The sequence below is a fragment of the Kribbella lupini genome (assembly GCF_039529595.1).
Lineage (GTDB): Bacteria > Actinomycetota > Actinomycetes > Propionibacteriales > Kribbellaceae > Kribbella > Kribbella lupini.
This window is the reverse complement of the sequence record NZ_BAAANC010000002.1, coordinates 724,197-743,667: the sequence shown is the minus strand read 5'-3', so window position 1 is coordinate 743,667 and position 19,471 is coordinate 724,197. Positions and strand designations below refer to the sequence as shown.

The following is a 19,471-nucleotide window of genomic DNA, read 5'->3' as shown; positions in this document are numbered from 1 at the left end:
GATCAGCGGACGTTGAGGCGCTGGGCGACTTCCTTGCGGGCCTGGTGGATGCGGGCCTTCACGGTGCCGAGCGGGACCTGCAGCTCGTCGGCGATCTCGGCGTAGGTGAGCGCGCCGAGGTCCCGCAGGACGAGCGGCTGGACGAGCTGCGGGTGGTGCGCCTCGAGCTGCTCCAGCGCCTCCAGCAGGTCGAGGCGCGAACCGGCGATCACCGAGGTCGTCCGCGGGTCGATCGACTCCGGCATGACCTCGGCCGACTGCTCGACCGAGCGCCGCTTGAGCGTGCGGTAGGTCTGGCGGGCCTGGTTGGTCGCGACGATCGTCAGCCAGCCGGCGAACGTCCCGGTGCCCCGGAAGGTGTGGATCTTGGTGGCGACCGTCATCAGCGTGTCCTGCGCCGCCTCTTCGGCGTCCTCCCGGTGCGGCAGGAACTTGGCCACCCGGCGCTGCACCTGCGGCCGGATCGCCTGCAGCAGCTCCGGCAGGGCCGCCTCGTCTCCGCCCGCCGCGCGCGCCGCCAACTCCTCGAGCTCGTCGTTCATGCTCCCCCAGGTGTTCGCCATGATCCTCTCCGTCACCGACAATAGTCCCGATGGACGCCATCGGAAGGTATCGCCTGCAGTCGAAGGTCGGCGCGGGTGCGTTCGCGACGGTCTGGCGCGGGTACGACGACGACCTGGACGTGGACGTCGCGGTGAAGGTCCTCGCCGACAACTGGGCGTCGCGCGCCGACGTCCGTGAGCGGTTCCTGTCCGAGGCGCGGCTGATGCGGCGGATCGCCAGCGACCGGGTGGTCCGCGTGTTCGACCTCGGCGCGCTGGAGGACGGGCGGCCGTACTTCGTCATGGACTACGTCAGCGGGGGCACGCTGGCCGAGGTACTGGCCGCTGGGCCTGTCGATCCGGCGGACGCGCTGTGGTGGGGTGCCGATCTCGCGCGGGCTGTTGCGGCGCTGCACGCGGAGGGCGTCGTCCACCGTGACATCACGCCGGCGAACCTGCTGCTACGGCCCTCGGGCGGCAAGGAGTCCGGTGGGGGAACGCACCGGATCGTGCTGGCTGATCTTGGTCTTGCCAAGCGCGCTGCCGAGGCGTCGGGGCTGACCGAGGCGGTCGGAACTCCGTCGTACATGGCGCCTGAGCAAGGGCGGGGGGACGGTGGTTTTGATGAGCGGGCTGATGTGTACGCCGTGGGTGCCGTCACGTATGCGCTGCTGACCGGGCGTGCTCCTTTTGTGGCGTCGTCGATCACCGATGTGGTCGGGCGGGATCCTGATCAGGACCCGCCTAGTCTCCGGCCGTTGCTGCAGGATGCGGTTGGTCAGGTCGACGAACTGCTGGCGCGGGCGCTCGCCTATCGCGTGGGGGATCGGTGGGCGCAGGCTCATACGCTTGCCGAGCGGTTGGAGGCGGAGGCGTACCGGTTGGAGCAGGAGGCGCCGCTGCTTGCTTCTCTTCGGACGTCGGCTGGTGGCGAGGACGGCGTCAGCACAACAGTCAATTCATCCGCCGGATCGGCCGCGGGTTCGTCCACCGGATCGGGGGCTGGGTCGGCCGCCGCTGTCCCGCCGGAGACCGTTGCTGGAACGTCCCGCCGCGGCCGGCGAGGAAAGCGGTGGAGGGGCCTTGCCCTGTTCGTGCTGGTGCCGGTGGTGTTTGTGGCTGCTGCGGTGGGGGCCTGGTACTTCGCTGGGCGCTGACGCTCACTGGGTGAGATGGCTAGAACCAAATCACCGAATGACTGCTTAGAGTAATCGTATGACTACTCTGCGGAAGTTTCTGGCTCCCGTGATGGTTGTTGGGCTGGTCCTTGTCCCGCTGCCGGCGGAAGCCGCTGGGGCGGCGGTCAGTTACGCGTGCCGGGCGGACACCAAGTTCGGGCAGCACCAGCTCTCCCTGCGCCAGGGGGCCGAGGCGAAAGCCCCGGCGACCGTACGCCCGGGCGCGCACTTCTACGTCGTGGTGGACCTCAAGCCGGGCTCGCTGCCCGGCGAGGTGAAGGGCTTCAAGCTGAAGGAGGTCCGCGATCTCTCCCTGCGGATTCCGATTCCGGCCAACGCGCAGTACGTGTCCGCCTGGCTCTCGGGCGGTTCAGGGCTCAACTCCACGCCCACGATCCAGGCCGCGAACGGCGTCGCGACACTCAAGGTCGCCGGCCCGATCGCAGGCGGTGCGTCGTACAAGCTGCCGCAGTTGACCGTGCACCTGAAGGCAGGCCGCTCCGGAGTGGTCGAGACCAAGCTCCAGGGCTCCAGCTTCGACAACCCCGGGCTCGACCTGCAGGCCACGATCAAGTGGAAGTTCGTGACGATCAAGTCCCCGGTCAAGTGCTACCCGGACCCGAACCCGGCGCTCACCCGCACGGAGATCCGCTGACTCAGTAGGTGACCGTGATCCGCCCGGCGGCCGGATCGACCTCCGCGTGCCCGCCGTACGGCAGGACCAACTGGGGATCGGTGTGCCCGATGTCGAGCCCGCTCACGAAGACCGCGTCGGGGTTGTACTCGGCGACCATCCGCCGGGCGACGTCGTACTGCTCGGTCACGTACAACGCCGCGGCCTCGTCCGAGCGCCGGTCCTCCAGCGACCAGGACTTCGGGCGGGCCCAGAGGACGGCCTGGAAACGCTCCAGCAGACCGCGTTCGCCGAAGTTGCGCAGGATGCGGTGGACCTGCGCAACGCTCGGGAGCTCTTCGCTGGTCTCGAGGAAGAGGACGCCGGAATACGACTCGACGGGCAGCATCCAGCGACCGACCGCCAGTTGCCAGTCGAGGATCTCCAGGCACCCACCCCACAGTCGGCCGCTGACCGGACCAGACGGACCCGACCACTGCCAGCCGGTGGCCGGGAACAGGTCCGGCTCGGACTCGAACGTCGCCGGGTCCGCCCAGTCGGAGTCGCGGTCGGTCCAGCCGGCCGCCGGGGTCAGCTCGAACGGCCCCGACGAGAAGAGGGCCGCACGCAACGACTTCTCGGTGTCGGGGTGCATCGCGCCCCCGCGGCCGAGCTGCACCATGACACTGCCGCCGTGGAAGGCCGGAATCCCCAACGAGTACAGGAAGTTCAGCAGGTTCGTGTTGTCGGAGTAGCCGAAGAACGGCTTCGGATCGGCGCGGAAGATCTCCGGATCGAGGTGCTTCAGCACGGTGATCTGGTCGTCGCCGCCGATGCTCGCGAACACCGCGCGGACCGACGGGTCCGCCCAGGCGGCGTGCAGATCGGCGGCCCGCTCGGCGGGTGTCGTCTCCAGCCGGGTAGTGGTCGGGTACTCGACCGGCTCGAGCCCCAGCGACCGCAGCCGCTGCAACCCCAGCTCGTACGGCGCCGGGAACAGCTCCGGCAGTCCGCCCGACGGCGACACGACCGCGACCTTGTCACCTGGTTTCGGCTTGGCAGCGGAGATCATGGCCCGACCTTATGCGGCGAACCGTCCGGCCGCACCGTGGTTATTCGTACGGCGAACCCCTTGGCGCGCGGTGCCCGCGCGGCATAGGTTGCAGCATGACGGACGCAGGCACGGGCGGCGGCTACGACCCGGCAATCTTCGAGAAACTGTTCGCCCTGGAGGCCAACAGCTTCTGGTACCGGGCGCGCAGCGACCTGATCAACTGGGCGCTCGACAAGTACTTCCCCGGCGCGGACTCGTTCCTCGAGCTCGGCTGCGGCAACGGCTACGTGCTCGACCGCGTGCGACAGATTCACCCCGACTGGCGACTGGTCGGCACCGAACTGTTCGAGGAAGGTCTGGTGAACGCCCGGATCCGGATGCCGGACGTCGAGCTGCGGCAGATGGACGCGACCAGGAACCCGTACGACGCGGAGTTCGACGTCGCCGGCGCGTTCGACGTGATCGAGCACGTCGAGGACGCGCCGCTGGTGCTCAAGGGCATGTTCCAGACCGTCAAGCCCGGCGGTGGAGTTCTCGTCACGGTTCCGCAGCACCAGTGGCTGTGGAGCGCCGCCGACGTCGCGGCCCACCACGTCAAGCGCTACAGCCGCCGCGTCCTGATCGACGAGCTCCGGGCGGCCGGCTTCGAGCCGGTCAAGGTGACGTCGTTCGTCTCCCTGCTGCTGCCCGCGATGATGGCTGCCCGCCTGCGCAGCAAGGAAACCGCGGACGTCGAAGGCGAGCTCGGCATGGCGGCCCCGCTGAACAGCGCGTGCTTCGCAGTCATGCGACTGGAAGCCGCGCTGATCCGGGCCGGGGTGCCCTTGCCGGCGGGCGGCTCGCTGCTGGCCGTCGCCCGCCGTCCGAGCTGAGTGTCAGACGCCGATCGGGTGCCAGACGGTCTTCAGTTCCAGGTACTGCGTCAGGCGGGACAAGCCCGGAGACTCGAGCCAGTCCTCGTCCGCGGGGCGGCGGACTCGCTTGAGGTTCTCGGCGGCGGCCGCTTCCAGGTCGCGGGCCTCGTCGGCCGACTCGGCACCGCACAGGTCGATCGCGTTGACGTCCATGTGCGACGCGAGCCACGGACCGATCTCGGTCGCTGAACCGGTGAGGATGTTGACGACCCCACCGGGCAGGTCCGAGGTGGCCATCACCTCGCCGAGCGTGATCGCGGGGATCGGGCGCTCGAAGGAGGTGACGACGACCGCGGTGTTGCCGGACACGATCGCGGGCGCGATGACGCTGGTCAGGCCCAGCAGGCTGGAGTCCTGCGGCGCCAGCAGCGCGACCACACCCGTTGCCTCGGGCACCGAGAAGTCGAAGTACGGGCCGGCCACCGGGTTGCTCGAGCCGACGACCTGGGCCAGCTTGTCGGCCCAGCCGGCGTACCAGACCCAGCGGTCGATCGCCGCGTCGACCAGCGGACGGGCCTTCGCGACCGACAGCCCCTCGGCCGCGGCGACCTCGGCGCTGAACTGGTCGTGCCGGCCTTCCATCACCTCGGCGATCCGGTAGAGCACCTGGCCGCGGTTGTACGCCGTCCGGGCCGACCAGCCGCCGAAGGCCTTGCGGGCCGCGACGACCGCGTCCCGGGCGTCCTTGCGGGAGGCCTGCGACGCGTTCGCGAGGAACTTGCCCTTGGCATCGTTCACCACGTACGACCGGCCCGACTCGCTGCGCGGGAAGGCGCCGCCGACGTACAGCTTGTAGGTCTTGCGCACGTCCAGCCGCGCGTCGGACTTAGTGGGCAAGGTAGGCCTCCAGACCGTGGCGGCCGCCCTCGCGGCCGTAGCCCGACTCCTTGTACCCGCCGAACGGCGAGGACGGGTCGAAGCGGTTGAACGTGTTCGCCCAGACCACGCCGGCGCGCAGCTGGTCGGCCATCCACAGGATCCGCGATCCCTTGTCGGTCCAGACGCCGGCGGACAGCCCGAACGGCGTGTTGTTGGCCTTCTCGACCGCTTCCTGGGGAGTGCGGAAGGTGAGCACCGACAGGACGGGCCCGAAGATCTCCTCGCGGGCGATCCGGTGCGCCTGCGAGACGCCGGTGAAGACGGTCGGCGGGAACCAGAACCCCTGCGTGGGCAGCTCGCACTCGGGCGACCAGCGCTCGGCGCCCTCGTCCTCGCCGACCTGCGACAGCTCGCGGATCCGGGCCAGCTGCTCGGCGGAGTTGATCGCGCCGATGTCGGTGTTCTTGTCCAGCGGGTCGCCGACCCGCAGCGTTCCCATCCGGCGCTTGAGGCGGGCCAGCACCTCGTCGTACACGCTCTCCTGGACCAGCAGCCGCGAACCGGCGCAGCAGACGTGGCCCTGGTTGAAGAAGATGCCGTTGACGATGCCCTCGACGGTCTGGTCGATCGGCGCGTCCTCGAAGACGATGTTCGCGGCCTTGCCGCCGAGCTCGAGCGTGACCTTCTTGTCCGTTCCGGCCACCGATCGTGCGATCGAACGTCCGACCGCGGTCGACCCGGTGAACGCGACCTTGTCGACGCCCTCGTGCTCGACCAGCGCCTGCCCGGTCCGCCCGGCGCCGGTGATGATGTTCACCACGCCCGGCGGGAGGTCGGCCTGCTGGCAGATCTCCGCGAACGCCAGCGCGGTCAGCGGAGTCGTCTCAGCGGGCTTCAGTACGACGGTGTTGCCGGCCGCGAGCGCCGGGGCGATCTTCCAGGCCAGCATCATCAGCGGGAAGTTCCACGGGATCACCTGCGCGGCGACGCCGAGCGGCTGCGGGTCCTCGCCGGCACCGGCGTACTCGAGCTTGTCGGCCCAGCCGGCGTAGTAGAAGAAGTGCGCGGCGACCAGTGGCAGGTCGACGTCGCGCGACTCGCGGATCGGCTTGCCGTTGTCCAGCGACTCCAGCACCGCCAGCTCGCGCGAGCGCTCCTGGATCAGCCGGGCGATCCGGTACAGGTACTTGGCCCGGTCCCGGCCCGCCATCGGGCCCCAGACCTTCTCGTACGCGCGCCGGGCGGCGCGGACGGCCTTGTCCACGTCGGCCGGACCGGCCTCGCTGACCTCGGCGAGCACCTCCTCCGACGCCGGGCTGACGGTCTTGAACGGCTTGCCGTCGGTCGCCTCGGTGAAGCTCCCGTTGATGAACAACCCGTACGACGACTTGATGTCGACGATCGCGCGCGACTCCGGCGCGGGTGCGTACTCGAATCTGCTCATGCCTCAGTCCAGCGTGAAGTAGTCGGGGCCGGGGTAGTGCCCGGTGGCCAGCTTGGTGCGTTGCATCAGCAGGTCGTTCAGCAGACTGGACGCCCCGAAGCGGAACAGCTCGGGGTCCAGCCAGTCCGGTCCGGCCGTCTCGTTGACGGTGACCAGGTACTTGATCGCGTCCTTCGCCGTACGGATGCCGCCAGCGGGCTTGACGCCGATGTGCAGGCCGGTGGCCTCGTGGTAGTCACGGACCGCCTCCAGCATCACCAGGGTGACCGGGAGGGTCGCGGCCGGGGAGACCTTGCCGGTGGAGGTCTTGATGAAGTCGGCGCCGGCCAGCATCGCCAGCCAGGACGCCCGCCGGACGTTGTCGTAGGTGACCAGCTCGCCGGTCTCCAGGATCACCTTCAGGTGCGCGTCACCGGCGGCGTCGCGGATCGCGGCGATCTCGTCGAAGACCAGGCCGTACCGGCCGGACAGGAACGCGCCGCGGTCGATCACCATGTCGACCTCGTCGGCGCCGGAGGCGACCGCGTCCTTGGTGTCCTGGATCTTGATCGCCAGGCTGGAGCGGCCGCTCGGGAACGCCGTCGCGACGCTCGCCACGTTGATGCCGGAACCGCGCAGCTCGTACTTCGCGGTCGCCACCAGGTCCGGGTAGACACAGACGGCGGCGACCTGCGGCGCGGTCGGGTCGGCCGGGTCCGGCCGTTTCGCCTTCGCGCACAGGGCCCGGACCTTGCCCGGGGTGTCCTGGCCCTCCAGCGTGGTCAGGTCGATCATCTGGATGGCGAGGTCCAGCGCGTACGCCTTGGCGGTGGTCTTGATCGACCGGGTGCTCAGCGTCGCCGCCCGCGCCTCGGCGCCGACCTGGTCGACACCCGGCAGACCGAGCAGGAACCGGCGCAACCGGTCCTCGGACGAGGTCACGTCGGCGAGGCTGTCCACCCCTGCGCCGGGGCTGCTGTCGGTAGTCGTCACCTTTCGCAGTCTAGGCCGTGTGTCTGGAACCTGTGTGGTCGCAGGTACTACTCGAAGGTGTAGGTCCCCGAGGTCGGACGCCAGCCGGCGGGCGGGTCCTCGCCGACCCGGCCGTCGACGGCTTCCCGCAGCAGGTCCGCCTGGCCGGTGTGGCGGCCGTACTCCTCCAACTGGTCGAACAACAACCGGCGGAGGCTGGCGTGGGTGCCGTCGGGCCAGGTGACATGGGCGTCCTGGCCCAGACCACCGTTCGCCACGGCGTCGGCGATCACCTGACGCGACCGCGCCACGGCGTCGTCCCAGAACGCGTAGAGCTGCTCGGGGGAGTCCTGCGCCGCGGTGTCGAACTCCCAGGTCTCAGTGCCGTCCGGACCGAGCTCCTCCCACGGCGTACCGAGCTTGCCGCCCTGGAACTTGACCCGCACCATGTAGTCCTCCTGCAGCGCGAGGTGCTTGAGGAGGCCGCCCAGCGTCAGCGACGACGCCCCGATCCGCTGGTTCAGCCCGTCGGAGTCCAGCCCGTCGGCCTTGTAGCGGAACGTCGAGCGCAGCCGGTTCAGCGCTCCCAGCAGGTGCTCGGCCTCCGTCCCTGCCTGCGGCGGCTCCCACGGGTAGTCGTTCTGATCGGTGTCATCACTCATGCACAGCACGCTAATCCGCTACCCGGACGATCGCCGTCCGCGAAGCCTCCGCTCGTCCGGCTGGGTGCGAGCGGCTACCTTGTCCGGGTGAAACCGAAGGTGACCGAGAACGAGCAGTACCTGTCGGCGTCGAACCGCATCACCGGCGTCGTCGTGATGGTGATCGGCCTGGCCGGGCTGGTCGACATCGTGCTGGAGTGGCGGACGACGGGCGGCCTGCTGGTCGGCGCCCTGATCGGCATCCTGATGCTCGTCGCGTACGTCGGCCTGGTGCGCCCCTCGGTGACGCTGCGTCCCGACGGCCTGCTGATCCGCAACCACGTCCGCGACCACCACGTCCCGTGGCACCGGATCGAGGACGCCGACGTGACCGACATCCTGCGGGTGCACACCACCGCCGGCAAGATCCGCTGCCCCGGCGTCCAGCTGGTGATGAAGGACCTGCGCAAGAGCCGCGTCGGCGGCCGCAAGCTCGGCGCGGAGAACTCGATCAGCCGTGCGGAGTTCGTCGTCGACCGGATCGACAACCACCGCGAACGGCACGCCGCCACCGCCGAGGGCGACGTCGTCACCACCTGGGCCGTCCCGGAACTGGCCGCCATCGGGGTCCTGGCCGTCGTCGCCGTGGTGGCCCAGATCCTCCGCTGACCGTCGAACCACACAGCACTTGGCGTCGTCTCATCTCGCGTGACCCCACGACTGACCCGGCGCCGCCTGCTGCTGTCCGCGACGGGCCTCGGCGTCGCCGCGGTCGGCGGACTGGAGACCGGGATCGTTCCAGGCCGCATCCGCGTCCACACCGCACTCGGTCTGACCGGTGAAGACGGAGTAGTCCCGGACGTCCCCAGCGGTCCCGTGGTCAGCGGCAGCTTCCGGTCCGCGGCGCGCCGTACGACGGTCGGCTGGTCCGTCATCTACCCCGACGGCCAGGCCCCGGATGCCAAGCTCCCCGTCGTCGTCATGATGCACGGGCGCGGCGGCGACCACACCTCGGCGATCAACGACCTCGGCGCCGACAAGTACCTCACCCAAGCGGTGCGGTCCGGTACGCCGCCCTTCGCTCTCGCCACTGTCGACGGCGGCCGCGACTCGTACTGGCACCATCGCTCCACCGGCGACGACGCGCAGCGCATGATCACCGCGGAACTCCTTCCCCTGCTGGCCAAACGCGGCCTGCGGACCGACCGGTACGGCGTACTCGGGTGGTCGATGGGCGGGTACGGCGCACTGCTCGCCGCCCGCGACAGCGACGGCCGCCTGGTGGCCGCTGCGGCGATGAGCCCGGCGCTGTGGAGCAGCGTCGACGAGTCGGCGCCGGGAGCGTTCGACGGCGCGGACGACTTCGCGGCGTACCAGGTCGACGGTGCCCGGCTCAGATCTGTTGCCCTGCGCATCGACTGCGGGCGGGACGACCCGTTCGCCGGCGCGGTCCGGGACCTGCGCCGCGACGTCGTCGCCGAGGGCGGGATCCAGGCCGGGGCGCACACGGCCGGCTACTGGCGGCGGATGCTGCCGGACCAGTTCCGCTTCCTCGGCACCCGGCTCGGCGTACCGGGCTGACGGAGCGCGACCATCCTCTGACGGAACGCGTCGGATTCGCCGAAATGAGGGGAACTTCACCACCGGATGCTGCGTCGGATCCCGTGTTCGGGCCGGAATGAACCTCTGGGTGATCCAGGATGGCTCCGGTATGTCCCCCCAGTACTCGAGAGTGGAGCGCATGAACTATCTCTCCAGCAAGAAGCTTCGCGTCCTGGCCGGCGCCGTCGCCGTCGCCAGCTGCGCGGTCCTCGCGATGCCGAACGCCCAGGCCGCGCCGGCCGCCGTTCAGGCGGAACGCCCGGTTCCGGGCGTCATCGACACCCCGGCGAACGTGCCCAACGCGGGCCGCGACGCCGGCTGGACGGCGGCCAAGGCGCTGGCGGCCGTCAAGAACAACAAGCTCTACGCCACCGGCAACATCGCGGCGTCGAAGTGCAAGCGGCCGGCCGTCGCGCTGAACACCGAGAAGAACGTCCGGTACTTCGAGTCCGAGCTCGTGCGCTGCATGTACGCCGCGTGGAAGCCGAACCTGTGGCGGATGGGCGCCCGCTGGGACGTCAAGCCGGCCCTGGTCGTGCACGGCTACAACACCGTGAATTCCGCCTGTGGCTCGGTCACCGGCTGGACGTCGTTCTACTGCTCCTACCGCGGTGGCACGATCTACATCCCGTGGCGTCAGCTGGTCACGTACTACGCGCAGAACCCGACGTTCGCCGTCGCCTACGCGACCAACACGATCGCGCACGAGTACGGGCACCACATCCAGAGCATGACCGGCATCCTGACCGCGTCGCACTGGCGTGGCAGCCACATGACGTACGACGCGTCGCTGGCGGAGAGCCGTCGCCGCGAGCTGCAGGCGTCCTGCCTCGGCTCGGCCTACATCGGCGCCAACAAGGCGTACTACCCGATGAGCGGCGGTCTGCTCACCGAGTGGAAGTGGGTCGTCTCGCACTCCGGCGACCAGCCGGGCTACCCGCGTGACCACGGCTCGTGGACCAACCACAACTACTGGTCGCTGGCCGGCTTCACCGGCAACGGGAAGAACACCCACCCGGGCAGCTGCCAGACCTGGTCGGCCCCGGCCACCCGGATCGCCTGATCCACGGTGGAACCGGTTCGGTGAAGGCTGAGCCGTAGCCGTAACGAAGGCGCCCGGAGAGCGTTGGCTCTCCGGGCGCCTTCGCGTTTTGCCGACACGTACACGATCTGCGATCGTGTGGTTACCGTGTTTCGGGTCCGCACGCCTTAGAGTCTGGGTCGAACGTCGAACGGCAGGAGTCAAGGACAGTGAACTACGACGAGTTCAACACCGAGTACACCAAGGTGCTGGACAAGATCAAGAGCGGTAAGTGCAGCTGGTCGGAGCTGTCCGGGCATGTCACCCGGCTCCGTCAGTCGACCGCGGGCATCACGGTGCCGGTCGAGCGGAGCCAGATCGACAGCGATCTCGCCGCGCTCAGCCAGATGGTCGACCTGTCGCGCCGCACCAACGACAAGGAGGACGTCTGGACGGTCACGTCCGAGGCGATCCGCCGGGCCAGCAGCCAGGAGGGCACGGTCGCCGACCGGATCGGCCGGATCGAGGCGAGCATCAACGACATCACCGCCCTGGCCAACCGCAACCCCGACGAGCGGGACGCGCTGATGCAGTCCACCAGCACGCTGCGCATCCTCCACTCGTCCCTGCAGAGCTCGCTGCGTTCCGAGCAGGCCGAGCAAGAGGCCGCAGCGGTCCGCTAGGACCACCACCGCAGGGAGTCTCCCGCCAGGTGTTCCCTGATCCCGTACACAGTTGAAGGGCCCCTCATCGAGGGGCCCTTCAACTGTTCCTGGTGCTTCTCGGATTTCGTGGCGGGTCAGCCCAGGGCCGCGCCGGCCGCGCGCAGCTCGTCCAGGGCGGCGGCGGCGTACGTACCGAGTTCGCCCTGACCCGCTTGCGTCCAGGCCGCCCAACCGCGTTTGAACGCGAGCACTCCCAGCTCCGCGGCGAGATGAGCCGTCGGCTCGGGGATGTCGCGGGCCACCAGCGCATCGGTCATCGCCGCGGCGAGGCCGACACTCTTGAGAGCGTCGCGCGCCTGGAGCTCGCTGTTGGCGGCGACGGCCGCCTGGATCTTCGGGTAGAGCTCCCGGTTGAACGACGTCATCATCGTTGCCGCGCGCTGCAGGCCCGCGCCGACCGCCTCGAGCGGAGTGGCGTCGGCGGGCGCGGTTGCGATCCCCTCGGTCAGCAGCTCGCTGAGTGCTGCCTGCCCGGCGACCAGCAGCTCACGCTTGTCGGGGAAGTGCCGGAAGAACGTGCTCTTGGTGACGCCCGCGCGTTCCGCGATCTCCGCGACCGTCGTCGCGTCGTACCCCTGCTCGGTGAACAGGTCGACCGCCGCCACGACCATCCGCTCGCGCGCTCCGGGTTCCCACCTCGCCATGGCACCATCATAGGTGACGGGACCATGGTCCCATGACGGTGCTACAGTGATGGGACAAGAGTCCCATCACTTCCTGGAGCTGTCATGCAGGTCTTCGTCACCGGGGCCACCGGCCTCATCGGCTCGGCGGTCGTCGCCGAGCTTCTCCAGCACGGCCACACCCCGCTCGGGCTGGCCCGTTCCGACGCCTCGGCCGCCAAGCTCGAGGCCGTTGGCGCGGAGGCGGTCCGAGGTTCGCTCACCGATCTCGACGTACTGCGGGCCGCGGCCGGTTCCGCCGACGGTGTCATTCATCTTGCCTTCAGCAACGATTTCAGCAGTCCGGAGGCGCTCGCCCGCTCGATCGAGGAGGAGGCCGCCGCGCAGGCCGCGATCGGCGAGGCCCTCGTCGGCACCGGCAAGCCGTACGTCGTGTGCTCCGGTACGCCGGCCGTCCCCGGCCGCGCGTCGACGGAGGCCGACGCCTTGCCGCTGGACGGCCCGGTCGCCGGACGCAGCCGAGCGGTCACCTCGACGCTTGCGTTCGCCGAGCGCGGCGTCCGTACGTCGGCCGTCCGCCTGCCTCGCACCGTGCACGCCGAAGGTCAGGGCGGTTTCGCCGGCCTGCTCACTCAGATCGCGCGGCAGTCCGGCGTCTCCGGCTACATCGGCGACGGCTCGCAGCGCTGGCCGGCGGTGCACGCGAAGGACGCGGCGGCGTTGTTCCGCCTCGCGCTCGAGAACGCGCCGGCCGGTACGGCGTGGCACGCGGTCGACGACGAGGGCGACCCGGTCAAGGCGATCGCGGAAGTGATCGGGCGACGGCTCGGTGTCCCGGTCCAGGAGGTCCCGGCGGACAGCTACGGGCCGATCGGAGCCATCTTCGCGGCTGATCAGCCGGCGTCCAGCGCCCACACCCGGGAGACGCTGAACTGGCAACCGGTCCACCCGAAGCTGCTCGACGACCTGGAACTGATCAAGCCCTGAGGTCGTCCTTGGATCGATCACGCCGTAGCCGCCGTCTCGACCGGCGGCGGCTACGGCTTGCGTGGTGGGGTGGTTAGCCGGCGCCCCCGAACGCTTCGCTCACAGAGTGGTGCCGGCGCGGCGGCTACTCATCTGCTTCGCGAGCTCAGATGCCGGCGGCTGCTGCCAGGTCTTGCTTGATGGCGGTGAGTTCTTCGGAGGCCTTCGCGCGCGCGGCGGCGACGTCGTCACCTTCGACGGGGATGACGACCTCCAAGTAGCACTTGAGCTTTGGCTCGGTCCCCGACGGGCGGACGACGACGCGGGCGCCCTCCGAGAGCGTGTAGCGCAGGCCGTCCGTCGGCGGCAGGTGGTCGCTGCCCTTGCTCAGGTCGTCGATGCGGTCGACGCTGTGCCCGCCGAGCGTCGTCGGCGGGGTCGCCCGCAGGCGGTCCATCGCGGCCGCGATCAGGCTGAGGTCCTCGACGCGCGCGGACAGCTGGTCGGTCGCGTGCAGTCCGTACTTCTTCGCCAGGTCGTCCAGCAGGTCGAGCAGCGTGCGCCCCTCGGCCTTCGCCCGGGCGCCCAGCTCGAGCACGCGGATCAGCGTCGAGATCCCGTCCTTGTCTTTCACCGCCGTGGGGTCGACGCAGTAGCCGAGCGCTTCCTCGTACCCGAACACCAGCTCCGGCACCCGGCCGATCCACTTGAAGCCGGTCAGCGTGTCCGTGTAGCGCACGTCGTACGCCGCCGCGATCTTGCCCAGCAACGACGACGACACGATCGAGCACGCCGCCACCCCGTCGGGCCTGCTGGAGAGCAGGAACTCCCCGAGCAGCGCGCCGAGCTCGTCACCGCGCAGCATCCGCCAGCCGCCCTCGGCGGCCGGATCCGGTACGGCGACCGCGCACCGGTCCGCGTCGGGATCGTTGGCGACCGCGAGATCGGCGCCCTCGGACCGGGCCAGGTCCAGCGCCGCGTCGATCGCGCCGGGCTCCTCCGGGTTCGGGAACGCGACGGTCGGGAAGTCGGGGTCCGGGTCGGCCTGCGTCGCCACGACCGCGGGAGCGGCGAAGCCGGCCCGGCGTACGGCTTCCTCGACGAGCAGCCGGCCGACGCCGTGCAGCGGGGTGTAGGCGACCTTGAGGTCGCGTGGCGCGTCGGCCGGGACCAGCGTGGCGATCCTGGTCAGGTAGGCGTCGAGCAGGTCGTCGCCGGCGGTCTGCCAGTCGTCGCCGCGCGGGACTGAGTCCAGCGGGCCGACCGCGTCGATGGCGGCCGCGATCTCGTGGTCGGCCGGCGGGACGATCTGCGAGCCGTCGCCGAGGTACACCTTGTACCCGTTGTCCTGCGGCGGGTTGTGCGACGCCGTCACCACGACACCCGCGACGGCCTTCAGGTGCGGGATCCCGAACGCGACCACCGGCGTCGGCGTCGGACGGTCGAGCAGCACGGCGTCGAGCCCGGCACCGCGCATCACCGCGGCGGTGTCGTGCGCGAACACGTCGGACTTGTGTCGCGCGTCGTACCCGATCAGCACGGGACCGTCGGTCAGCCCGTTCGCCTTCAGGTACGCCGCCAGCCCGGCCGCGGCCCGGATCACCACAACCCGGTTCATCCGGTTGGGCCCGGCCCCGACAGCCCCCCGAAGCCCCGCCGTCCCGAACTCGAGCTTCCCACCGAACCGGTCGGCCAGCTCGGCGTCGTCCCCAGCATCCAGCAGCCCCTGCAGCTCGGCCCGAGTGTCCCCATCGGGATCCTCAGCCAGCCAAGCCTCAGCAGCAGTACGAATCAGAACGGCATCGTTGACGGTCACCACCGCACGATACCGCCCGGTACGGCACAGAGCTTCGAGGAAGGATTCAGTGGCCGGAGGATTGGCAGGGGCGGGCTCTGATGTCGGCCACGTAGTCGTCCGGGGCGCCGGCTGCTTCTGCTGCTTCGGCGAGGATGCCCAGGTAGCGCGCCGACGGGAGGCCGCCCTCGTAGGCGTTCAGGACGTACATCCAGGCCAGCTGGGTGCCGTCGAGGGTTTGCACCCGGACCTGGATCTTGCGGTAGACGCCCTGGTCGATCCACTCCCACTCGTCCAGGCGCTCGACGTCCTTGGGGTGCACGTCGTACAGGGCGACGAAGACCTGGTTGGTCGGGTCGGCCGGGTCCTCGACGACCGTGGCCATCGAACCCTCCCAGCCGAGTTCCTCCCCACCGAAGGTGAGGCGCCAGCCGACGATCCACCCGGTCCCGCGCAGAGGCGAGTACGGGCACCGATCGGCCATCAGATTCGGGTCCAGATTCGACGCAAACGCGGCGTACAGGGTCACGAGATCACAGGATACGGAACAATGGCCTCTCGTGGCGCGAGTTGTGATCATCGGTGGCGGTCCTGGCGGGTACGAAGCGGCGAGTGCGGCCGCCCAGCTGGGAGCGGAGGTGACGGTTGTCGATTCCGACGGGATCGGCGGTTCTGCCGTGCTCACCGACTGCGTCCCCAGCAAGACCCTGATCGCCACCGCGGAGGTGATGACCGAGGTGGAGGAGGCCGGCGAGCTGGGCCTGCGGGTGGACGACGGCGACGACGACCCGGCGAACTCGGTCAGCGTCGAGTTCACCCAGGTCAACCAGCGGGTCAAGGCGCTGGCGACCGCCCAGTCCGAGGGGATCGCCCGGCGGCTGGCCGACGAGAAGATCCGCGTGATCCGCGGTCGCGGCAGCCTGGACGGCCCGGAGACCGTGGTGGTCGGCGACGAGCGCCTGGAGGCGGACGTCGTGCTGATCGCCACCGGTGCCAGGCCGCGCATCCTCAAGGGCTCGGAGCCCGACGGCGAGCGGATCCTGACCTGGGAGCAGGTCTACGAGCTCCAGGAGCTCCCCGAGAAGCTGATCGTGGTCGGGTCCGGCGTGACCGGCGCCGAGTTCGCCAGCGCGTACGACGCGCTCGGCAGCGAAGTCGTGCTGGTGTCGTCGCGGGACCGGGTCCTGCCGGGCGAGGATGCTGACGCCGCCGCCGTACTGGAAGACGTTTTCCGCCGACGCGGCCTGACCGTGCTCGGACGCTCCCGGGCCGAGTCGGTGAAGCGGCAGGGCGACGGTGTCGTGGTGACGCTCACCGACGGCCGGACGGTGAACGGTTCGCACGCGCTGCTGGCGGTCGGTTCACTGCCGAACACGGAAAACATGGGACTTGTCGAGTCGGGCGTGTCGCTCGACGACGGCGGCTTCGTCAAGGTCGACCGGGTGTCGCGGACGTCGAGCCGTGGGGTGTACGCCGCAGGCGACTGCACCGGCGTCCTGATGCTGGCGTCGGTGGCCGCGATGCAGGGCCGGATCGCGATGTCGCACGCGCTCGGCGACGCGGTCACGCCGCTGGACCAGTCGACGGTCTCGTCGAACGTCTTCACCGCGCCCGAGATCGCTACGGTCGGCCTGACCCAGGCGACGCTGGACGCCGGCGGCAGTACGGCGATGGTCGCCAAGGTCCCGCTCGCCGACAACGCGCGCGCCAAGATGCAGGGCGTCCGGGACGGTTTCGTGAAGCTCTTCTGCCTGCCGAACACCGGCATCGTGGTCGGCGGCGTGGTCGTCGCCCCGCGCGCGTCCGAGCTGATCCACCCGATCTCGCTCGCGGTCGCCGGCCGCCTGACGGTCGACCAGGTCGCGCAGGCCTTCACCGTCTACCCGTCGGTGACCGGCTCGATCGCCGAAGCCGCCCGCCGGTTGCACCTGCGGTCATGAAGTTCCTCGTGCTCTGGCAGATGGAGCTGAGCCTGCTGTCGCCGGAGATGGCGCGGGCGGTCGGCGCCATGCCGGAGTACGGCGAACGCCTGCAGCGCGAGGGCAAGGTGCTCGCGCGCTACCACGTGGTCGGATCGCACGGCGGGGCGTGGATCTACGACGTCGACTCGCACGAGGAGTTCGAGCGGCTGCTCGGCCGGGCGCCGGTGTTCAACTTCGCCCGGTACACCGTGCACGCGCTCGCGGAGATGGAAGCGCCTTCGTAGGCGGTCGGCGATTGACGGACTTCGTGACCCGGAGGATGGTGGAACCGACGGGAGGTCCCGCATGTTCGACGACGTGGACGACCCGACCCTGGACCGGCACCTGATCGTCACGCACCGGCTCCGCGCCCGGCGGATGCAGCTCGGACTGACCCAGAAGCAGGTCGTCACCCGGCTGGCGCGGCGCGGGATCCGGACCACGAACAAGACCCTCAGCTCCTTCGAGCACGGCGCCGGCGTCGACGTCGTCCGCCTGCCCGAGCTCGCGGCGGCCCTCGACTGCACGGTCACCTACCTGCTCGGCCTGACCGAACACCCGGCCCACTGGGAGCCCGACCACCATCCGGCCGTACGCCGTACGCCGGACAACGCGACCCCGAGCTGGATCCTCGGCCCCGACATCCCGAACCGGCCGCACCGGAGCCTGTAGACCATCCACCCCGGCCACCCCGCCCCGACTTTGAGCACGGGCCGACCACCCTCGCGCCGACTTGGTGGCCGACCGGTGCTCAAAGTCGCGGGACAGGGGTGCGCCCGGGCCGGAGAGGGGTCAGGTCCGAGCGCGGGAGCGGGATCAGCTGAGTCCCGGGCCGGAGAAGGGTCCGGTCCGGGCGCTGGGTGTGAATCAGCTGGGGGTGTTGGCGGACTTCGTGTCGCCGGGGGTGTTGGCCGAGTCGGCGGTGCCCGGGGTGTTGGCCGAGCTGGTGTCGTTCGGAGTGTTCACCGTGTTGGTGTCGCCCGGGGTGTTGGCGGACGCGGCGCCGGCCGGGGTGTCGGCCGAGGCTGTGTCGCCGGGGGTGTTCGCCGAGGCGGGCTCGCCGGGGGTGTTGGTGCTGGCGGTCTCGCCGGGGGTGTCGGCGGACTGGGCGGCGCCGGTGGTCGGTTGGGCCGTGGAGTCGGGGGCCGGCGTGGTCACCGTGGCCTTCGCCGGGTCGTTGAGGTCGGCGGGGGCGGCGTACGCCGCGGTGCCGATCCCGATGCCGGAGACGGCGGCGACGGTTCCGACTACGGCCCACTTACGCGTTGCTTTCATGGTGGTTCCTTTCTCGGAGGGGGAGCGCGGTGCTCCGGTGAACCCGGTGGGCGGCGTCGTACCAGCGTTCGGCCAGTGCGACCCGCTCCCGGGTGGCTTGCTGCCAACCGGCGTCCTGCACGCGGTGCGGTCCGGTGGCGAGTGAGAGGACGACCGAGGCGATCCGCAGCCGCAGCTGGCGCGGATCGACTTGCCGGTCGAAGGTGGACAGGCAGTGCTCGGCCAGCCCGTCGATGGCGTTGGCGTGCGGGGGCAGGACCTGCGCGAGCACACTCAGATGTCCGACCAGGCAGGCGAGGTCGTCGAGCCGATCGCCCGGCCCGGCCGTGTCGACGTCGAGCAGCCCGACGATCGCGCCGGACCGGTCGACGTGCACCTGCGCCTCGTAAAAGTCGCCGTGCACCGGTACGGTCGGCCCGATGATGCCCTCGGCAACTATCGCCGCCGACAGCCCGGTCGACCAACTGGCCAGCTCCGGTACGACGTGCCCGACCGATCGGGCGTAGTACGACGTCCGCTCGAGCCAGGATGTACGCCGAGGAGCCTCGAGCAGCGCGGTGGGCAACCGATCCAGCATCCGGGTCAGCTCAGCCGGATCGGTCCCCACAGGCCCGGATCGCAACGCCGACCGCAGCGCCCGCCCGCCGAGCGCCTCCAGCACCACGAGCCCGTCGACGGTCCATCCCAGACTCCGCGGAGCCGGTACGCCGGCGCCAGTGAGCAGCCGATGCCGGTCGTGCAGCGCCTGCCCCTGATCGGTCGGTACGACCTTCAGGAACAGTCGTCCCAGCGGCCCGACAGCCTCGACCACAGCCCGCCGCAACGGCCGGTAGGCGCGCAGCTTCACGGACACCGGGTGATCGCCCAACCCACACCGAGCGAACAACGAAGACACGGCGACCGGATCCAGCGCAACCCGCAACCCAGGAAGCCTGGGGTCGTTGGCAGCGCTCCAAACACCAACCTCGGCCGGCGCACCCGGCCCAGCCGGACCGCCGCCGGCCAGCGCACCCGGCCCTGCTGGACGGCCGCCGGCCAGCGCACCCGGCCCAGCGCCGACGACCGTCACCCCGTCCGGCAATAACCCACCGGCCGTGGCCCCGAGCACCTCGTCGAAAACGCCGCCCGGCCCGGAAACCTTCGCCCGATAAGCGACGGTGGCAGTCTCACCGTGGTGCGAGACCTCCGTCGAGCGCCACTCGATCAGCTCGCCGCCGGCCGCCTCGATCGCGGCGCCGAGGATCTCGCCGGCGGTCGCGCCGGTGAGAAGCTCCAGGGCCTCGCTCTGTTCTGCCATGCCCACAACACTGCACACCCACGATGAGCGATCCGTGAGCCGAATCTGAG

Annotated in this window: 22 protein-coding genes; 11 read left to right on the top strand and 11 right to left on the bottom strand. The window is 70.3% G+C overall.

Annotated elements, in window-relative coordinates; translation table 11 throughout:
• Positions 1-2: 2 nt before the first annotated feature.
• The gene (locus ABD235_RS16765) at positions 3-563 is read right to left on the bottom strand and encodes an RNA polymerase sigma factor (RefSeq protein WP_344175070.1); all 561 of its coding nucleotides are present in this window, start codon (positions 561-563) and stop codon (positions 3-5) included.
• A gap of 29 nt (positions 564-592) precedes the next feature.
• On the opposite strand from ABD235_RS16765, the gene ABD235_RS16760 reads away from it, so the two are divergent.
• Positions 593-1,699, top strand: a complete 1,107-nt coding sequence (locus ABD235_RS16760; protein WP_344175069.1) for a serine/threonine-protein kinase — start codon at positions 593-595, stop codon at positions 1,697-1,699.
• Positions 1,700-1,757: 58 nt separating this feature from the next.
• The gene (locus ABD235_RS16755) at positions 1,758-2,375 is read left to right on the top strand and encodes a hypothetical protein (protein ID WP_344175068.1); all 618 of its coding nucleotides are present in this window, start codon (positions 1,758-1,760) and stop codon (positions 2,373-2,375) included.
• A 1-nt stretch (position 2,376) separates the two neighbouring features.
• Here ABD235_RS16755 and ABD235_RS16750 read toward each other — a convergent pair whose 3' ends face one another.
• Positions 2,377-3,405 carry a S66 family peptidase gene (locus ABD235_RS16750; RefSeq protein ID WP_344175067.1) on the bottom strand — a complete coding sequence of 343 codons (1,029 nt, stop codon included), beginning with the start codon at positions 3,403-3,405 and terminating at the stop codon, positions 2,377-2,379.
• A gap of 95 nt (positions 3,406-3,500) precedes the next feature.
• Between ABD235_RS16750 and ABD235_RS16745 the strand changes: the two genes are divergently transcribed.
• Entirely contained in the window at positions 3,501-4,259 is a 759-nt protein-coding gene (locus ABD235_RS16745; RefSeq protein WP_344175065.1) for a class I SAM-dependent methyltransferase, read from the top strand.
• Between the two features lie 3 nt (positions 4,260-4,262).
• Here the strand turns inward: ABD235_RS16745 and ABD235_RS16740 are convergent, their stop codons facing one another.
• From ABD235_RS16740 to ABD235_RS16725, 4 genes are read right to left on the bottom strand one after another with little or no spacing between them, the layout of a single operon-like run.
• Positions 4,263-5,138, bottom strand: a complete 876-nt coding sequence (locus tag ABD235_RS16740; RefSeq protein WP_344175064.1) for an aldehyde dehydrogenase family protein — start codon at positions 5,136-5,138, stop codon at positions 4,263-4,265.
• A complete protein-coding gene (locus ABD235_RS16735; protein WP_344175063.1) occupies positions 5,128-6,564 on the bottom strand; it encodes an aldehyde dehydrogenase family protein in 1,437 nt (478 codons plus the stop codon). The genes ABD235_RS16740 and ABD235_RS16735 overlap by 11 nt, the downstream gene beginning before the upstream one ends.
• Positions 6,565-6,567: 3 nt before the next feature.
• Positions 6,568-7,536 (bottom strand): deoxyribose-phosphate aldolase, encoded by a 969-nt coding sequence (gene deoC / locus ABD235_RS16730; RefSeq protein ID WP_184803585.1) that lies wholly within the window; start codon positions 7,534-7,536, stop codon positions 6,568-6,570.
• Positions 7,537-7,583: 47 nt separating this feature from the next.
• Entirely contained in the window at positions 7,584-8,177 is a 594-nt protein-coding gene (locus ABD235_RS16725; protein WP_344175062.1) for a mycothiol transferase, read from the bottom strand.
• An 87-nt stretch (positions 8,178-8,264) separates the two neighbouring features.
• On the opposite strand from ABD235_RS16725, the gene ABD235_RS16720 reads away from it, so the two are divergent.
• The 4 genes from ABD235_RS16720 to ABD235_RS16705 all read left to right on the top strand — a co-directional run bounded on the left by ABD235_RS16720 (position 8,265) and on the right by ABD235_RS16705 (position 11,462).
• The gene (locus ABD235_RS16720; protein WP_344175060.1) at positions 8,265-8,825 is read left to right on the top strand and encodes a PH domain-containing protein; all 561 of its coding nucleotides are present in this window, start codon (positions 8,265-8,267) and stop codon (positions 8,823-8,825) included.
• Between the two features lie 39 nt (positions 8,826-8,864).
• Positions 8,865-9,737 (top strand): alpha/beta hydrolase, encoded by an 873-nt coding sequence (locus ABD235_RS16715; RefSeq protein ID WP_344175059.1) that lies wholly within the window; start codon positions 8,865-8,867, stop codon positions 9,735-9,737.
• Positions 9,738-9,897: 160 nt separating this feature from the next.
• Positions 9,898-10,821: a neutral zinc metallopeptidase gene (locus tag ABD235_RS16710; protein ID WP_344175058.1), complete on the top strand. Its 924-nt coding sequence runs from the start codon at positions 9,898-9,900 to the stop codon at positions 10,819-10,821.
• A 188-nt stretch (positions 10,822-11,009) separates the two neighbouring features.
• The gene (locus tag ABD235_RS16705) at positions 11,010-11,462 is read left to right on the top strand and encodes a hypothetical protein (protein WP_344175056.1); all 453 of its coding nucleotides are present in this window, start codon (positions 11,010-11,012) and stop codon (positions 11,460-11,462) included.
• 116 nt (positions 11,463-11,578) lie between these two features.
• On the opposite strand, the gene ABD235_RS16700 is transcribed toward ABD235_RS16705, so the two are convergent.
• Positions 11,579-12,148, bottom strand: a complete 570-nt coding sequence (locus ABD235_RS16700) for a TetR/AcrR family transcriptional regulator (RefSeq protein ID WP_344175055.1) — start codon at positions 12,146-12,148, stop codon at positions 11,579-11,581.
• A gap of 84 nt (positions 12,149-12,232) precedes the next feature.
• Between ABD235_RS16700 and ABD235_RS16695 the strand changes: the two genes are divergently transcribed.
• The gene (locus ABD235_RS16695) at positions 12,233-13,114 is read left to right on the top strand and encodes an SDR family oxidoreductase (RefSeq protein ID WP_344175054.1); all 882 of its coding nucleotides are present in this window, start codon (positions 12,233-12,235) and stop codon (positions 13,112-13,114) included.
• Positions 13,115-13,259: 145 nt separating this feature from the next.
• Here the strand turns inward: ABD235_RS16695 and ABD235_RS16690 are convergent, their stop codons facing one another.
• Positions 13,260-14,912 (bottom strand): phospho-sugar mutase, encoded by a 1,653-nt coding sequence (locus ABD235_RS16690; protein WP_344175053.1) that lies wholly within the window; start codon positions 14,910-14,912, stop codon positions 13,260-13,262.
• A gap of 43 nt (positions 14,913-14,955) precedes the next feature.
• Complete coding sequence (locus ABD235_RS16685) at positions 14,956-15,417, bottom strand: gamma-glutamylcyclotransferase (protein ID WP_344175052.1); 462 nt, start codon at positions 15,415-15,417, stop codon at positions 14,956-14,958.
• Positions 15,418-15,448: 31 nt separating this feature from the next.
• Here ABD235_RS16685 and ABD235_RS16680 point away from each other — a divergent pair, with 31 nt between their 5' ends.
• The 3 genes from ABD235_RS16680 to ABD235_RS16670 all read left to right on the top strand — a co-directional run bounded on the left by ABD235_RS16680 (position 15,449) and on the right by ABD235_RS16670 (position 17,521).
• Positions 15,449-16,828, top strand: coding sequence for an NAD(P)H-quinone dehydrogenase (locus ABD235_RS16680; protein WP_344175051.1), 1,380 nt, complete (start codon positions 15,449-15,451; stop codon positions 16,826-16,828).
• Positions 16,825-17,094 carry a muconolactone Delta-isomerase family protein gene (locus tag ABD235_RS16675; RefSeq protein ID WP_184803601.1) on the top strand — a complete coding sequence of 90 codons (270 nt, stop codon included), beginning with the start codon at positions 16,825-16,827 and terminating at the stop codon, positions 17,092-17,094. Before ABD235_RS16680 ends, ABD235_RS16675 begins: the two co-directional genes overlap by 4 nt.
• Positions 17,095-17,155: 61 nt before the next feature.
• Positions 17,156-17,521, top strand: a complete 366-nt coding sequence (locus ABD235_RS16670) for a helix-turn-helix domain-containing protein (RefSeq protein WP_344175049.1) — start codon at positions 17,156-17,158, stop codon at positions 17,519-17,521.
• Between the two features lie 195 nt (positions 17,522-17,716).
• On the opposite strand, the gene ABD235_RS16665 is transcribed toward ABD235_RS16670, so the two are convergent.
• Together ABD235_RS16665 and ABD235_RS16660 are read right to left on the bottom strand one after the other, a co-directional pair.
• The gene (locus ABD235_RS16665; protein WP_344175048.1) at positions 17,717-18,124 is read right to left on the bottom strand and encodes a hypothetical protein; all 408 of its coding nucleotides are present in this window, start codon (positions 18,122-18,124) and stop codon (positions 17,717-17,719) included.
• Positions 18,108-19,421 carry a phosphotransferase gene (locus tag ABD235_RS16660; RefSeq protein WP_344175047.1) on the bottom strand — a complete coding sequence of 438 codons (1,314 nt, stop codon included), beginning with the start codon at positions 19,419-19,421 and terminating at the stop codon, positions 18,108-18,110. Before ABD235_RS16660 ends, ABD235_RS16665 begins: the two co-directional genes overlap by 17 nt.
• Positions 19,422-19,471: the final 50 nt, after the last annotated feature.

Coding starts and splice junctions, on each gene's coding strand:
- ABD235_RS16765 (WP_344175070.1), bottom strand. CDS start 563: ATGGCGAACACCTGGGGGAGCATGAACGACGAGCTCGAGGAGTTGGCG.
- ABD235_RS16760 (WP_344175069.1), top strand. CDS start 593: ATGGACGCCATCGGAAGGTATCGCCTGCAGTCGAAGGTCGGCGCGGGT.
- ABD235_RS16755 (WP_344175068.1), top strand. CDS start 1,758: ATGACTACTCTGCGGAAGTTTCTGGCTCCCGTGATGGTTGTTGGGCTG.
- ABD235_RS16750 (WP_344175067.1), bottom strand. CDS start 3,405: ATGATCTCCGCTGCCAAGCCGAAACCAGGTGACAAGGTCGCGGTCGTG.
- ABD235_RS16745 (WP_344175065.1), top strand. CDS start 3,501: ATGACGGACGCAGGCACGGGCGGCGGCTACGACCCGGCAATCTTCGAG.
- ABD235_RS16735 (WP_344175063.1), bottom strand. CDS start 6,564: ATGAGCAGATTCGAGTACGCACCCGCGCCGGAGTCGCGCGCGATCGTC.
- ABD235_RS16725 (WP_344175062.1), bottom strand. CDS start 8,177: ATGAGTGATGACACCGATCAGAACGACTACCCGTGGGAGCCGCCGCAG.
- ABD235_RS16710 (WP_344175058.1), top strand. CDS start 9,898: ATGAACTATCTCTCCAGCAAGAAGCTTCGCGTCCTGGCCGGCGCCGTC.
- ABD235_RS16700 (WP_344175055.1), bottom strand. CDS start 12,148: ATGGCGAGGTGGGAACCCGGAGCGCGCGAGCGGATGGTCGTGGCGGCG.
- ABD235_RS16695 (WP_344175054.1), top strand. CDS start 12,233: ATGCAGGTCTTCGTCACCGGGGCCACCGGCCTCATCGGCTCGGCGGTC.
- ABD235_RS16675 (WP_184803601.1), top strand. CDS start 16,825: ATGAAGTTCCTCGTGCTCTGGCAGATGGAGCTGAGCCTGCTGTCGCCG.
- ABD235_RS16670 (WP_344175049.1), top strand. CDS start 17,156: ATGTTCGACGACGTGGACGACCCGACCCTGGACCGGCACCTGATCGTC.
- ABD235_RS16665 (WP_344175048.1), bottom strand. CDS start 18,124: ATGAAAGCAACGCGTAAGTGGGCCGTAGTCGGAACCGTCGCCGCCGTC.
- ABD235_RS16660 (WP_344175047.1), bottom strand. CDS start 19,421: ATGGCAGAACAGAGCGAGGCCCTGGAGCTTCTCACCGGCGCGACCGCC.